General features: G+C 74.0%; 12 protein-coding genes and 5 tRNA genes. 11 read left to right on the top strand and 6 right to left on the bottom strand.

The window, feature by feature from the left end; all coding sequences use genetic code 11:
- The first annotated feature begins 54 nt into the window (after window positions 1-54).
- Both AB0D01_RS26515 and AB0D01_RS26510 read left to right on the top strand, forming a co-directional pair.
- Window positions 55-792 (top strand): thioredoxin domain-containing protein, encoded by a 738-nt coding sequence (locus AB0D01_RS26515; protein WP_363059442.1) that lies wholly within the window; start codon window positions 55-57, stop codon window positions 790-792.
- Window positions 789-1634 carry a cytochrome c biogenesis CcdA family protein gene (locus AB0D01_RS26510; protein ID WP_363059441.1) on the top strand — a complete coding sequence of 282 codons (846 nt, stop codon included), beginning with the start codon at window positions 789-791 and terminating at the stop codon, window positions 1632-1634. The genes AB0D01_RS26515 and AB0D01_RS26510 overlap by 4 nt, the downstream gene beginning before the upstream one ends.
- Before the next feature lie 40 nt (window positions 1635-1674).
- Here AB0D01_RS26510 and AB0D01_RS26505 read toward each other — a convergent pair.
- From AB0D01_RS26505 to AB0D01_RS26495, 3 genes are all read right to left on the bottom strand, one after another.
- Window positions 1675-1748: transfer RNA gene (locus AB0D01_RS26505), tRNA-Phe, on the bottom strand.
- 22 nt (window positions 1749-1770) lie between these two features.
- Window positions 1771-1844 (bottom strand) — tRNA-Asp (locus tag AB0D01_RS26500).
- Window positions 1845-1882: 38 nt separating this feature from the next.
- A tRNA-Glu gene (locus AB0D01_RS26495) sits at window positions 1883-1955 on the bottom strand.
- Between the two features lie 103 nt (window positions 1956-2058).
- Between AB0D01_RS26495 and AB0D01_RS26490 the strand changes: the two genes are divergently transcribed.
- From AB0D01_RS26490 to AB0D01_RS26450, 9 genes are all read left to right on the top strand, one after another.
- The gene (locus AB0D01_RS26490; protein ID WP_030225620.1) at window positions 2059-2409 is read left to right on the top strand and encodes a metallopeptidase family protein; all 351 of its coding nucleotides are present in this window, start codon (window positions 2059-2061) and stop codon (window positions 2407-2409) included.
- 125 nt (window positions 2410-2534) lie between these two features.
- Window positions 2535-3002 (top strand): CrcB family protein, encoded by a 468-nt coding sequence (locus AB0D01_RS26485; protein WP_363059603.1) that lies wholly within the window; start codon window positions 2535-2537, stop codon window positions 3000-3002.
- The gene (locus tag AB0D01_RS26480) at window positions 2999-3385 is read left to right on the top strand and encodes a CrcB family protein (protein WP_363059439.1); all 387 of its coding nucleotides are present in this window, start codon (window positions 2999-3001) and stop codon (window positions 3383-3385) included. Before AB0D01_RS26485 ends, AB0D01_RS26480 begins: the two co-directional genes overlap by 4 nt.
- A gap of 94 nt (window positions 3386-3479) precedes the next feature.
- Window positions 3480-4106, top strand: coding sequence for a hypothetical protein (locus AB0D01_RS26475; protein WP_363059437.1), 627 nt, complete (start codon window positions 3480-3482; stop codon window positions 4104-4106).
- Window positions 4107-4411: 305 nt separating this feature from the next.
- Window positions 4412-6655 carry a DEAD/DEAH box helicase gene (locus AB0D01_RS26470; RefSeq protein ID WP_363059435.1) on the top strand — a complete coding sequence of 748 codons (2244 nt, stop codon included), beginning with the start codon at window positions 4412-4414 and terminating at the stop codon, window positions 6653-6655.
- Between the two features lie 184 nt (window positions 6656-6839).
- Window positions 6840-6915 (top strand) — tRNA-Lys (locus tag AB0D01_RS26465).
- Window positions 6916-7331: 416 nt separating this feature from the next.
- A tRNA-Met gene (locus AB0D01_RS26460) sits at window positions 7332-7405 on the top strand.
- 182 nt (window positions 7406-7587) lie between these two features.
- The gene (locus AB0D01_RS26455; RefSeq protein WP_363059601.1) at window positions 7588-8748 is read left to right on the top strand and encodes a PP2C family protein-serine/threonine phosphatase; all 1161 of its coding nucleotides are present in this window, start codon (window positions 7588-7590) and stop codon (window positions 8746-8748) included.
- Window positions 8749-9048: 300 nt separating this feature from the next.
- A complete protein-coding gene (locus tag AB0D01_RS26450) occupies window positions 9049-10113 on the top strand; it encodes a M23 family metallopeptidase (RefSeq protein ID WP_363059433.1) in 1065 nt (354 codons plus the stop codon).
- A 67-nt stretch (window positions 10114-10180) separates the two neighbouring features.
- Here the strand turns inward: AB0D01_RS26450 and AB0D01_RS26445 are convergent, their stop codons facing one another.
- The 3 genes from AB0D01_RS26445 to lhgO form a co-directional block, all read right to left on the bottom strand.
- Window positions 10181-11518, bottom strand: coding sequence for a PrsW family intramembrane metalloprotease (locus AB0D01_RS26445; protein WP_363059431.1), 1338 nt, complete (start codon window positions 11516-11518; stop codon window positions 10181-10183).
- Between the two features lie 47 nt (window positions 11519-11565).
- A complete protein-coding gene (gene trmB / locus AB0D01_RS26440) occupies window positions 11566-12396 on the bottom strand; it encodes a tRNA (guanosine(46)-N7)-methyltransferase TrmB (protein WP_363059429.1) in 831 nt (276 codons plus the stop codon).
- A gap of 323 nt (window positions 12397-12719) precedes the next feature.
- Entirely contained in the window at window positions 12720-13922 is a 1203-nt protein-coding gene (gene lhgO, locus AB0D01_RS26435; protein WP_363059427.1) for an L-2-hydroxyglutarate oxidase, read from the bottom strand.
- Between the last annotated feature and the right edge of the window lie 19 nt (window positions 13923-13941).

Here is a 13941-nt window from a genome sequence, read left to right as displayed (position 1 = left end):
CGGCCCCGCACCGCCGTACCCCTCTTCCCTCCTCCACAGCACCGGAGCCCCCGCATGCCCTCCTCCGCCCGCAAGCCCCTGCTCGTCTCCGCCGGGGTCGCGCTCGCCGCCGTCACCCTCGGCCTCGTCTCCTGGCAGGCCACCGCCCCCGAAGAGCGGCGCACCGACACCTCCGCCGGCTCCTCGGCCGCCGCCGGGTCCGACAGCGGCCCCGCCGCCGAGCTGAAGGCCCTCGCCCGCCGCGAAGCGGGCGACAAGCTCGCCGTGGGCCGCCCCGACGCCCCCGTCGTCCTCATCGAGTACTCCGACTTCCGCTGCGGCTACTGCGCCAAGTTCGCCCGCGACACCGAACCCGAGCTGGTGAGGAAGTACGTCGAGGACGGCACCCTGCGCATCGAGTGGCGCAACTTCCCGATCTTCGGCGCCGAGTCCGAGGCCGCCGCCAAGGCCGCCTGGGCGGCCGGGCAGCAGGACAGGTTCGCCGCCTTCCACGAAGCCGCGTACGCCGAGGGCGCCAAGGAGAAGGGCTTCGGCGAGGAACGCCTCGTCGAACTCGCCCGCCAGGCCGGCGTCCCCGACCTGGAGCGGTTCAAGGCCGACCTCACCGGCGAGGCCGCCACCGCCGCCCTCAAGAAGGACCAGGACGAGGGCTACCGCATCGGCGTCCGCTCCACCCCCTCCTTCCTCGTGGACGGCCGCCCCGTCGCCGGCGCCCAGCCCCTGGAGACCTTCACCGCCGCCATCGAGCGCGCGAAGGCCGAGGCCGGCGCGAAGGGGGCGGCCCGCCCGTGACCGGCATCGGCTACCTCGCCGCCCTCATGGGCGGCCTCCTCGCCCTGCTCAGCCCGTGCAGCGCCCTGCTGCTGCCCGCCTTCTTCGCGTACTCGATCGACTCCCGCTCCCGCCTCCTGGCCCGTACCGGGATCTTCTACGCGGGCCTCGCCACCACCCTCGTGCCCCTGGGCGCGGCGGGCTCGTACGCGGGCCGCTTCTTCCACGGCAACCGCGAGGCCCTCGTCCTCGTCGGCGGCTGGCTGATCATCGCCCTCGGCCTCGCCCAGATCCTCGGCCTCGGCTTCGCCTCCCGCCGGCTGTCCGAGGCCTCCGGCCGGATCCGCCCGACCACCGCCCTGTCCGTGTACGCCCTCGGCGCCGTCTACGGCCTCGCCGGCTTCTGCGCGGGCCCGATCCTGGGCAGCGTCCTCACGGTCGCGGCGGTCAGCGGGAGCCCCGTCTACGGCGGCCTGCTGCTGGCGGCGTACGCGCTCGGCATGGCCGTACCGCTGTTCGTCCTGGCCCTGCTGTGGGAGCGCTTCGACCTGGGCCGCAGGCGCTGGCTGCGCGGCCGCCCGCTGCGCCTGGGCCGCCTCGAACTGCACACCACCTCGCTGCTGTCCGGGCTCTTCTTCATCACCCTGGGCGCGCTGTTCCTGGCGTACGACGGCGCGAGCGCCCTGCCGGGCCTGCTGGACGTGGACGACTCGTACGCCGTCGAGCGCTGGGTGGGCTCCTTCGCGGACGCCGTACCGGACTGGGCGCTGCTCGCCCTGATCGCCGCCGGAGCCCTGGTCTTCGGCCTGGGCCGGTGGCGGCGCGCGGTCCGCGCCGAGCGGGGGACCGAAGCGGGCGGGTGAACGCGGAAGGCCCCGTCCGATGGACGGGGCCTTCCTTCTGTGGCTGGGGCCGGGGTCGAACCGGCGACCTATCGCTTTTCAGGCGATCGCTCGTACCAACTGAGCTACCCAGCCACGAGACTGTTTCCAGCCTCAGCGATCCTGACGGGACTTGAACCCGCGACCTCCACCTTGACAGGGTGGCGAGCTAACCAACTGCTCCACAGGACCTGGTTTGTGCAAGAGCAAGTCTTGCACATGGTGTTGCGTACCCCCAACGGGATTCGAACCCGTGCTACCGCCTTGAAAGGGCGGCGTCCTGGGCCACTAGACGATGAGGGCTAAAGGCCCGCCGGGCACTTTTCAGCGCGTCGGGGACGTGAGAAGCATATGGGATCGGAGGAGGTATCGCCAAAACGGTTTCCCCCGGAGCGACAATGGCCGGGTGCTGGAGATGACGCGCGAGGAGTTCGAGGAGCTCGTCGCAGAGGCCCTGGACCGGATCCCGCCGGAGCTCACGCGGCTGATGGACAACGTCGCGGTGTTCGTCGAGGACGAACCCCCGGCCGACGACCCCGAGCTGCTCGGGCTGTACGAGGGGACTCCCCTCACCGAGCGCGGCGAGTGGTACGCCGGCGTCCTCCCGGACCGCATCACGATCTACCGGAACCCCACGTTGCGGATGTGCGAGGACCGGGAGAGCGTGGTCGCCGAGACGGAGGTGACGGTGGTGCACGAGATCGCCCATCACTTCGGCATCGACGACGAACGGCTGCACGCGCTGGGCTACGGGTGAGCCCCGGCCCGTCCGGCGGGCCCGCGGAGGGGCCGGTGGAGGGACCCGCCGACGGACCCGCCGAGGGTCCCCCGGAGGGATCCGCCGAGGGATCCGCCGAGGGACCCGTCGACCCCGACGTCGACCTGCGCGTGCCCGCGCAGCGCGCCGAGCCGCCGGTCCCGGTGCTCGCCGCCGTCGCGGCGGGCGGCGCGGTGGGCGCCGCGGCCCGCTACGGGGCAGGGCTGCTGTGGCCCGCGGAAGGCCCCGGGGCCTTCCCGTGGACGACCCTGTGGATCAACGTCGTCGGCTGCGCGCTCATCGGCGTGCTCATGGTGCTGGTCGCCGAGGGCGACCGGCGGGCCCACCCCCTGGTGCGCCCCTTCGCCGGGACCGGGGTGCTCGGCGGCTTCACCACCTTCTCCGCCTACGCGCTCGACTTCTCGCGGCTGCTCGACGACGGCGCGGCGGGCCGCGCCCTGGCCTACGCCGCGCTCACCGTCGTCGGCGCGCTGGGCGCCGTATGGGCGGCGGCGACGCTGACCCGCCGGGCGGTCGGGTCGGCGCCCTCGGCCGGTCCGGCGCCGGGAGCCGGAGGGGGCGGTCCGCGGTGAACTGGCTGCTGGTGCTCGCCGGGGCGGCGGTCGGGGCCCCGCTGCGCTACCTGACCGACCGGGCGGTGCAGGCCCGCGACGACTCCCTCTTCCCCTGGGGGACCTTCACGGTGAACGCCTTCGCCTGCCTGCTGCTGGGGGGCCTGGCCGGGGCCGGCCTGGCGGGCGGCGCGGGCGCCGGGGGCCCCTCTTCGGCGGGCCTGCTGATCGGCACCGGCCTGTGCGGGGCGCTGAGCACCTACTCGACGTTCTCCTACGAGACCCTGCGGTTGGCCGAGCGCGGTCGGGGTTTCCTCGCCGCGGCGAACGTGCTGGCGTCGGTGCTGGTCGGGCTGGGGGCCGTGCACCTCGGTGCGCGGGTGGCGCGGCAGCTGTTCGGGTAAGGGCGTGTCTCTTACGGGGTAAAGGGAGTTGGGCTCATTGACCCGCCCATCGCGGACCCCGCCGCCGTGTCCCCGGAGGTACCCCGTGCGCCCTTTGTCCGCTTCCCTCAGACTCGCCGTCTCCGCCCTCGCGGTCGCGGCCACCGCGGGCTGCATGAGCGTCGGCGAGGACGCCGCGAAGCCGGCGCCGGCGAGTTCGGCGGGCGGCAAGGGGGCCGCCGCGGGTGGCGGCGCGGCCGTCGGGCGCGGCTCGGGGATCCACGGCAACGGGCAGGGGCTCAAGGACGCGACGGGCAACCAGGAGGGCAAGGCCGGTGAGCCGGGCCGGGCCTCCGGTGCGACCGGGGCCTCTCCCAGCCCCGGCGCCCCGGTGGGCAGGCCCGGGCAGCCCTCGCCCTCGGCGGGCCCCGGCGGCGGGGCCGGCGGGCAGGGGCAGGTGCCGTCCGGCGGCGGCTCGGGTTCCGGTGGAGGTTCGGGGTCCGGCGGCTCGGGTTCCGGCTCGGGGTCCGGGTCGGGTTCCGGCGGGGGCGCGGGCTCGGGCTCGGGGTCCGGGTCGGGTTCCGGCGGGGGCGCGGGCTCGGGCTCCGGATCGGGTGGATCCGGAGGCTCGGCCACCACTCCGCCGGTGGTGGAGCCGACCCCGCCTGTGACGGAACCCACTCCGCCCGAGCCGACTCCGCCGGGCCCGGAACCGACCGCCGGGCAGGGGGCGACCGTCTAGTTCCGGGCGGGTTCGTGCCGGTTCCTCCCGCCGGTCCCGCCCTCGCGGGCGGAACGTTTGCGCAGCTCAGGGGGGTTTGGCCGAGTGGAACTTGCCAGACCCCCAGGAGGGTGCGTATGGTTATAGATCGTTTGATCCCATTGCCCGGCGCCGAATCCGAAGAGCGCCGTGTGGCGCGTACTCTCCCTAGCCGTGGCTGACCGCATTGAGGCGGTCGATTTGCGATTCACGGAGTTTGGGCGCGTGCCGAGACTCCGGAAGGTTTCGCATTTCGCATGTCCATTTCCAGTTCTGACCGTTCCGTCATGCCCGAGAACGACACCAACGACATCGTCGACGCCGAGACCCTCGCGGTCACCGAGGCCATGGAGGCCATCGAGGCGGACGAGATCATCGAGGCCCTCGAGGCCGATGTCTCCGGCGACGTGAACGACGAAGACGGCGACGCCGACGCCGAGCCCACGGTGACCTTCGCGGACCTCGGTCTGCCCGAGGGCGTCGTGCGCAAGCTCGCGCAGAACGGCGTCACCACCCCCTTCCCGATCCAGGCGGCGACCATCCCGGACGCCCTGGCCGGCAAGGACATCCTCGGCCGCGGCCGCACCGGCTCCGGCAAGACCCTCTCCTTCGGTCTGCCGACCCTGGCGCGCCTCGCCGGCGGTCACACCGACAAGAAGAAGCCCCGCGCGGTCATCCTCACCCCGACCCGCGAGCTCGCGATGCAGGTCGCGGACGCCCTCCAGCCCTACGGCGACGTGCTCGGCCTGAAGATGAAGGTCGTCTGCGGCGGTACGTCCATGGGCAACCAGATCTACGCCCTGGAGCGCGGCGTCGACATCCTCGTCGCCACCCCGGGCCGTCTGCGCGACATCATCAACCGCGGCGCCTGCTCCCTGGAGAACGTCGAGGTCGCCGTCCTCGACGAGGCCGACCAGATGGCCGACCTGGGCTTCCTGCCCGAGGTCACCGAGCTGCTCGACCAGGTCCCGGCCGGCGGTCAGCGCATGCTCTTCTCCGCGACCATGGAGAACGAGATCGGCACGCTGGTCAAGCGCTACCTGACCAACCCGGTCAGCCACGAGGTCGACAGCGCCCAGGGCAACGTCACGACCATGACGCACCACGTCCTCGTCGTGAAGCCGAAGGACAAGGCGCCCGTCACGGCCGCCATCGCCGCCCGCAAGGGCCGCACCATCATCTTCGTCCGCACCCAGCTGGGCGCCGACCGCATCGCCGAGCAGCTCGTCGAGGCCGGCGTGAAGGCCGACGCGCTGCACGGCGGCATGACCCAGGGCGCCCGTACCCGCGTCCTCGCGGACTTCAAGGACGGCTACGTCAACGCGCTCGTCGCCACCGACGTCGCCGCCCGCGGCATCCACGTCGACGGCATCGACCTGGTCCTGAACGTGGACCCGGCCGGCGACCACAAGGACTACCTGCACCGCTCGGGCCGTACCGCCCGCGCAGGCAAGTCGGGCGTCGTGGTCTCCCTGGCCCTGCCGCACCAGCGCCGCCAGATCTTCCGCCTGATGGAGGACGCGGGCGTCGACGCCTCGCGCCACATCGTCCAGGGCGCCGGCGCCTTCGACCCGGAGGTCGCCGAGATCACCGGTGCGCGTTCGCTCACCGAGGTCCAGGCCGACTCGGCGAACAACGCCGCCAAGCAGGCCGAGCGCGACGTCGCCGACCTCACCAAGCAGCTGGAGCGCGCGACCCGTCGCGCCGCCGAGCTGCGCGAGGAGGCCGACCGCCTCGTCGCCCGCTCCGCCCGTGAGCGCGGCGAGGACCCGGAGGCCGCCGTCGCCGAGGTCGTGGAGGCCGCCGAGGCCGAGCTCGCCGCCGCCGTCGCGGCCGAGCCCGTCGTCCAGGAGCGCACCTTCGAGCGCCGTGACGACCGCGGCAACTACGAGCGTCGCGACAACCGCCGTGACGACCGTGGCGGTGACCGTGGTGGCTTCCGCCGCGACGACCGTCCGTCGGGTGGTTTCCGCTCGGGTGGTGACCGTCGTGACGACCGCGGTGGTGACCGTGGTGGTTTCCGTCGTGACGACCGTCCGTCGGGTGGCTTCAACCGTGACGACCGCGGTGGTGACCGTGGTGGTTTCCGTCGTGACGACCGTCCGTCGGGTGGATTCCGTTCCGGTGGTGACCGTCGTGACGACCGTGGCGGTGACCGTGGTGGTTTCCGTCGTGACGACCGTCCGTCGGGTGGCTTCAACCGTGACGACCGCGGTGGCGACCGTGGTGGCTTCCGCCGCGACGACCGTCCGTCGGGTGGTTTCCGCTCGGGTGGTGACCGTCGTGACGACCGCGGTGGTGACCGTGGTGGTTTCCGTCGTGACGACCGTCCGTCGGGTGGCTTCAACCGTGACGACCGCGGTGGCGACCGTGGCGGCTTCCGCCGCGACGACCGTCCGTCGGGTGGCTTCCGCTCCGGTGGCGCCGGCGACCGCCCCTACGGCCGTCGTGACGACAACCGTCCGTCCGGCTCCGGTGGCTCCTTCGGCGGCCGTCGCGACGACAAGCCGCGCTGGAAGCGCAACGGCTGATCTCTGAGCGCCTTCTGACGCTCCCTCGGCCCCCACGGCACCTCGGTGCGGTGGGGGCCGAGCCCGTTTCCGGCCCGTTTGGCCCCGTGCCCACCCATTGGCGGGAAACCGCCTCAGCCACACCCGGCGATACCCGATCGGCCAGGAGCCCCTCTCCGGCTATGCTCTGGGGTGAGCACGTGGAGGGCCATTAGCTCAATTGGCAGAGCAGCGGACTTTTAATCCGTTGGTTGTCGGTTCGAGTCCGACATGGCCTACCACCCGCGGGCCGGGGGGACTTCCCCCTGACCTGCGAACGAGCGCCCCATCCGAGTTCCTCGGGTGGGGCGCTTCCTCGTGTGCGGCAGGGACCCCACGACGGCCCGTCGCGGCCGGGACCGGCCGCGGGGCGCCGGCGGCGCCGTGCGGGGCGCGGGGCGCGCGCCACGGGCTCCCGCGGGATCCCGGGGCCGTCCGTACGGCGGGCGCGGTCGGGGCCGCCGGCCGGGAAGTGGTGCGCGACGGAGGGGACGGCAGCCGGTCCGTCGGGGCGCCGCCGGCTTCGAACCGCTGCCGACCGCCGGCCTTCGTTTTCGCATTTCAGGGCTGTGACCTGCGGTGATGCCCCTCGCGGGGGTGTCCGGGGCGGTAATTGGCGCAGGGCGTCCCCCGGATGACGTAGAGTTGGGTTCACCGACGCGGGGTGGAGCAGCTCGGTAGCTCGCTGGGCTCATAACCCAGAGGTCGCAGGTTCAAATCCTGTCCCCGCTACTGAAGACGAAGGCCCGGTTCCTTGAATGGAACCGGGCCTTCGTCGTGTTCGCGGGCGTTCTCCGGGGTGTGCCGCGCGTCGCCCTCACCCGATCGGCCCGGTCGGGTCGCCGCGGGGGGTCGGTGCCGCCAGCCTGGAGGGGGCGAGGCGGGACCGGGCGGCAGGAGACGGCGTGGTGGGGCTGGGCCGGCAGGGAAGCGACGCGCGCGGCCTCGCGGGAGGCCGGGCCCGGAGGGTGGTCCGGATCCTGCCGATGACCCTCATCGTGCTCGGGTTGATCTTCGACCTGTCCACTCCGCCGAGCTTCACGGGCTCCCCCTTCTTCTCGGCGGCTCCGCTGATCGCGGCGCCGCTGTTCTCGCTGTGGGCGACGGCCCTGACGGGGCTCGCCGCCTCGGCGACCGTGGTCGGCCTGCACGTCCACAACGGCAGCAGCGGCAAGGCGGAGGCGCTGACCGAGCTGGTGACCGTCCTCACGGTGTCGGTACTGGCCCTGCTGATCAACCGGGTCGTGCGGCGCAGCGGCGAGCGGCTCGCCTCGGCGCGCGAGATCGCCGAGGCCGCCCAGCGGGCCGTGCTGCCGACGCCGGCGGAACGGATCTCCGGGTTGCACGTCTCCGCCCGCTACGAGGCAGCCCAGGCCGACGCCTTCATCGGCGGGGACTTCTACGCCGTCCAGGACACCCCGTACGGGGTTCGGCTCGCGGTGGGCGACGTACGGGGCAAGGGGCTGGGGGCGGTGGAGGCCGTCGCCGTGGTGCTGGGGGCCTTCCGGGAGGCTGCGGACACCGAGGAGACCCTGGAGGGCCTCGCGGGGCGCCTGGAGCGCGCCCTGGCCCGTGAGGGCGGCCGGCGGGACGGGTTGGACGCGGTGGAGGGGTTCACGACGTGCGTGCTCGGGGAGGTCCCTCCGGGGGCGGAGGCGTTGCGGTTGGTCAACCGGGGGCATCCGGAGCCGCTGTTGTTGCACGCGGACGGCGCGCTGGTGGTGTTGGCCCCGCGCGAGCCGGCGTTGCCGTTGGGGCTGGGGGAGCTGTCGGCGGGATCGGTGGACCGGGTCCGGCAGTGGCCCTTCCCGGCGGGCAGCACGCTGTTGTTGTTCACGGACGGGCTGACGGAGGCGCGGGACGCGGCCGGGGTCTTCTACGACCCGGCCGCCCGGCTGCGGGGGCGGGTCTTCCCGGGGCCGGACGCCCTGCTCGACGCGCTGAGCACCGACGTGCGCCGGCACACGGGCGGCGGGGCGACCGACGACATGGCGCTGCTGGCGGTGGGTCGTCCGGGGGAGGGGCAGCCGGCTCGCCGGCGGACCGTCCCGGTGGTGCGGCGGGACGAGACCTAGATCACCTCACGCTGCGTAGCGTACGGGGTGCGCTGAGCAAGGTACTTGACGGATCGTCATTAAGCCTGTGTGGCTGAAGTGAGCCATGATTCCGCTTCTTTTTGCGGGAGTTGTTCGGTCAATGTACTGAATGTCCAGGCCAAAGATGCGCGATGAGTGGCTGATTGACGTTAACGATCAGTCGCAACAGCTTGGAATCACTCCCCCGCGTCTATTACCGTTCGATAACGCAGCGCGGTCGTCCCAGCCGTCGCAAGAGACGGCACCGTGCGCGTTCCCCCCTTTGAGGAGTGTGCCCCCGTGGCCTCCAACTCGCCTGCCCCTGACGGCACAGACGTCCAGGAGACGCCCACCGGCGGAGCCTGGGGCGAGTGGAACCCCACCGAGGACTCCGCGCGGCCCCCGCGCGGCAAGCACCGCGTCCTCAAGCCCCGCGGGGGACTCGCCCGCAGCTCCACCGTGCTCGGTGTCGGCGTGATCGCCGCCGTCGGCGCCGGCGGCATCGCGACCGCTCAGGACCGCCCCCAGGTCGCCATATCCGTGCCCTCGCTCCCCGACCTGCTCGGCGACGGCGGTCAGGACAAGGACGCAGACGACGCCGGCACGGGCGCCGCGCGCACCGCGGAGGCCGCGCGGCAGGCCGAGGACCGGGAGCGGTCCCAGGCCGACGCCGGGGAGGCGCTGCGCAACCGCATCCTCCTCCAGGCCGAATCGCAGCAGGACACCCTCGACGCCCAGGCCCGCGCGGACGCCGAGCGGGCCGCGCGCGACGCCGCCGCCCAGGAGGCCCGCGGCCAGAAGGAGGCCGCCGACAAGGAGGCCGAGGAGATCCGCACGGCGGCCGAGAAGGCCGCCGCCGAGAAGGCCGAGGCCGACAAGGCGGCCGCGGAACAGGCCGCCGCCGCACAGGCCGAGGCGAAGCCGGCCGCCGGCTCCGGCGGGGGCTCCACGGGCGGTGGGAAGTCCACGGGCGCCTACGTCCTGCCGACCTCCGCGTACACGCTCACCTCGCACTACGGGGTCGCCGGCTCCATGTGGTCCTCCGGCTACCACACGGGCCTGGACTTCGCGGCCCCGACGGGCACCCCGGTCAAGGCCGTCGGCGCGGGCAAGGTCATCTCCGCCGGTTGGTCCGGCGCCTACGGCTACCGGATCGTGCTCCAGCTGAGCGACGGCACCGAGGTCTGGTACTGCCACCTCTCCTCGATGTCCGTGACCTCCGGTTCCGTCGGCGCGGGCGACACCATCGGCCGGGTCGGCGCGACCGGCAACGTCACCGGCGCGCACCTGCACCTGGAGGTCCGCAAGGGCGGCTCCACCGTCGACCCGCTGGCCTGGCTGAACTCCAAGGGCCTGAGCGTCTGAACCGCACGCACCGCGTTCGGGCCCGGGTCCGAGGCCCGGGTACGCCCCGGTCTTGACCCGCTTCCGCTCACGGGCCCGCGGTGAGGTCCGCGAACTCCGCCCGCCGGGGGGCCGGCAGGAGCGCCGCGGGCGCGCGTACGACGGCCGCGGCCGGACCCGGGACCCTCGCGGGTGTCGGTGTCGGTGCCGGTGCCGGGGGCGCGAGCGGAGGGTGGGGGCGCGGGGGCAGCAGCTCCTCCAGGACCGCCGCCCGGGCCAGCGCGGGCGAGGCCGTCGCCTGGCGCCGCCACAGCGACTCCAGCAACTCCCGCTCCCGCGCCACGAAGTCGGCCTCCTCGCCCGGACCCGCGTGGCGGGCGTGCCGGCGCAGCAGGGCCAGGGCGGCGGCGTCCGCCGCGTACCGGGACACCGCCCGGGCGGCGGGGCGGCCACCGGTGCGGCGGGCCAGGGCCCGCGCCAGCGAGCGGGCCGGCACCGAGGCCAGGGCCGGCACCTCCGCCGGCCGGAGCCAACCCGCGTGCGCGTACACCGCCAGCTCGGCGGCGACGGCGCGCAGTCGGTGGCGCCGGATGCGCACCGCGAGCCACAGCAGCAGCCCGAACGCCGGGACCATCACGCAGCCGTAGACCACGTAGAACCCGTGCTCCCCGAAGTGGGAGGAACCGTTCCACAGGGCGTGCGCGCCCATGGCCAGGGCCAGGCCCAGCAGCGGCAGGCCGACCCTGCGGACCCGGCCGACGGCGAGCGCGGCGGCGCCGAAGCCGAGCCCGGTCAGCACGGTGAACAGCGGGTGCGCGAACGGGGACATGACCGCCCGTACGAAGAACGTCGCCGCGGTCACGGAGTCCAGCACCCCGGTGCCGCTCGCCCGGTCCTCGTCGAAGGCGTTGCCCAGGTAGAGGATGTTCTCGGTGAAGGCGAAGCCGGTCGCGGTGAACCCGGCGATCACGAACCCGTCGGCGGGGCCGGTGAACTGCCGTCTTCGCAGGACGAAGACGATGAGCAGCGCCGCCGCCTTCGCGGTCTCCTCCACGACGGGGGCGATGGCCACCGAGCCGAGGTGGTCGGCGTTCGAGGGGTCGGCGGTGGCCGCCGCGATCCAGTCCGTGGCGAAGCTGTTGGCCAGTATCGCGATCAACGCGGCGGTGCACGCCCCCCACCCGAAGCAGAGCAGCAGCCGCCGCCACGGGCCGGGCGCGGCCCGGCCCAGCCACCGGAAGGCCGCCATCAGGGGCGGCACCGGCAACAGGGCCAGACCCAGGCCGACGAAGAAGCCGGGGGTACCGGTCTGCTCCCGGACGAGTTCGAGGATCGCGATCCCCGTCGCGGTGAGCAGGATGACCAGCACGCACGTCCGGGCCCTGCCCGACGGGCGTGCGAGCACACCACGGAGCGCTCGGAACACATGATGACCCTACCGAGCGGGTCGGACACCGGGAGTGACGTTCGCGGTTACCGCGTCGGCTCGGGGGAGGCCTCGTCCGTACGTGCGAACAGCAGGTCGTGGACGACGTGCCCCTTGTCCAGGCCCTGTCCCTCGAAGCGGGTCAGCGGACGGAAGTCGGGGCGCGGCGCGTAGCCGCCGTCGGCCTGGGTGTTCTCGAACCGCGGGTGCGCCGTGAGGACTTCGAGCATCTGCTCGGCGTACGGCTCCCAGTCGGTCGCGCAGTGCAGGATCGCGCCGGGCGCCAGTCGGGTCGCGGCCAGGTCGAGGAACTCGGGCTGGATCAGCCGCCGCTTGTGGTGGCGGGCCTTCGGCCACGGGTCCGGGAAGTACACGCGCAGACCGGCGAGGGAGTCCGGCGGGAGCATCTCGCGGAGCAGGATGATCGCGTCGCCGTTCGCCACGCGGACGTTGGTCAGGCCGGCGCGCTCCGCGAGGGCGAGCAGGTTGCCCTGACCGGGGGTGTGGACGTCGGCGGCGAGGACGCCGGTGCCCGGGTCGGCGGCGGCCATCTGGGCGGTGGCCTCGCCCATGCCGAAGCCGATCTCCAGGACCACGGGCAGGCCGTCGAACATCTCCTTGAGGTCGATGACCTCGTGGCCGTCGATGTCGAGGCCCCAGGTGCCCCAGAGCCGCTTCAGCGCCTCGCCCTGGCCGGTGGTCACCCGGCTGCGGCGCGGCTGGAAGCTGCGGATGCGGCGCTCGTGGTGCGAGCCGGCCGGGTCGGGCGCGGGGCCGTCGGGGAAACGGGGCTCGGTGCGCCACTTGGGGGGCACGTACGCGGTCGCCTCCGGCGCGCTGTCGGGGAGGCTGGGCTGGGGGTTCGGGGACTCAGACACAATGCGGAGATTCTACGACGCGGCCCTCCCCGGGCCCGCTGCCCCGGCGGGTCGGGGCGCGCCGGGCCTTGGCGGGGCGGACGGTGCGCGGCGGACCGGGCCGGTGGGGCCGGGCCGGGCCCCCGGCCGTCTCCGGTGGTTTCCGGCGGGGCCGGGTGGTTTCCGGTGGTCCTGGGCGGGGCCGGACGGTCTTCCGCGGGGCCGACGTCTCCGGCGGGGCCGGGCCGTCTCCCGTGGTTCCCCGCGGTCCCGGGCGGTTCCCGGCGGTGCGCGGCGACCGGGCCGGCCCCGCGCGTCCCTGGGCCGGGCGTGGTTCCGGAGCGTCAGGCGCGCAGGGCGGCCAGGGCGCGGCCGGCGATCTCGCGGCCGATCGGCAGGGACGCGGTCGCCGCGGGGGAGGGGGCGTTGAGCACGTGCACCGTGCGCGGCGCCTCGCGGATGAGGAAGTCGTCGACCAGGGTGCCGTCCCGCAGCACGGCCTGGGCGCGCACCCCTGCCTCGGCGGGCGTCAGGTCCGCCTCGGTGACGGCGGGCAGCAGTCGGCGTACCGCCTCGGTGAAGGCCCGCTTCGACAGGGAGCGCCGGATCTCCCCGGCCCCGTACCGCCAGTGCCGCGAGGCCATGCGCCAGGTGCCCGGCCAGGCCGCCTCGGTCGCGAGGTCGCGCGGCCGGACCGTGCTCCAGCCGTAGCCCTCCCGGGCCAGCGCGGGCACGGCGTTCGGTCCGACGTGGACGCCGCCGCCGATGCCGCGCGTCAGGTGCACCCCGAGGAAGGGGAACGCCGGGTCCGGCACCGGGTAGACGAGGCCCCGGACCAGGTCGGGGCGGGCCAGGTCGTGGTACTCGCCCCGGAAGGGGATGATCCGCATGCCCGGGTCGTCCCCGGCCAGGCGGGCGACGCGGTCGCACTGCAGGCCCGCGCAGTTCACCAGGACCCGGGCCCGCAGGACCTGCCCGGAGGTGGTGCGCACCGCGACGGCGGAGGGGCGGCGGGAGATCAGGTCGACCTCCGCGCCGTAGAGCACCTCGGCCCCCGAGGACTCCGCCAGCTGCGCGGCCACCCGTCCGTAGTCGACGATGCCGGTGGTGGCGACGTGGATCGCGGCCAGGCCGCGGATCTCCGGTTCGTACTCGGCGATCTGCGCCGGGCCCAGCTCGCGCACCGGGATGCCGTTCTCCCGGCCGCGCTGGACGAGCGAGTGCAGGCGCGGGAGCTCCGACCGCTCCGTGGCCACGATCAGCTTGCCCGTGACCTCGTGCGGGATGTCGTGCTCCGCGCAGAACTTCACCATCTCGGCGGCCCCGCTCACCGCGAAGCGCGCCTTCAGCGATCCCGGGCGGTAGTAGATCCCGCTGTGGATCACCCCGCTGTTGCGGCCCGTCTGGTGCCGGGCCGGGCCGGGCTCCTTCTCCAGCACCGTCACCCGGGTCCCCGGAGCCAGCCGTGACAGGGCATGCGCGGTCGACAGGCCGACGATCCCGCCCCCGATCACCAGCACGTCGCAGTCCACGCTGACACCTCCCACCCCTGCATAGTGCACCCCG

Source organism: Streptomyces sp. NPDC048606 (assembly GCF_040650855.1).
GTDB lineage: Bacteria > Actinomycetota > Actinomycetes > Streptomycetales > Streptomycetaceae > Streptomyces.
This window is presented reverse-complemented; position numbering and strand designations above follow the sequence as displayed.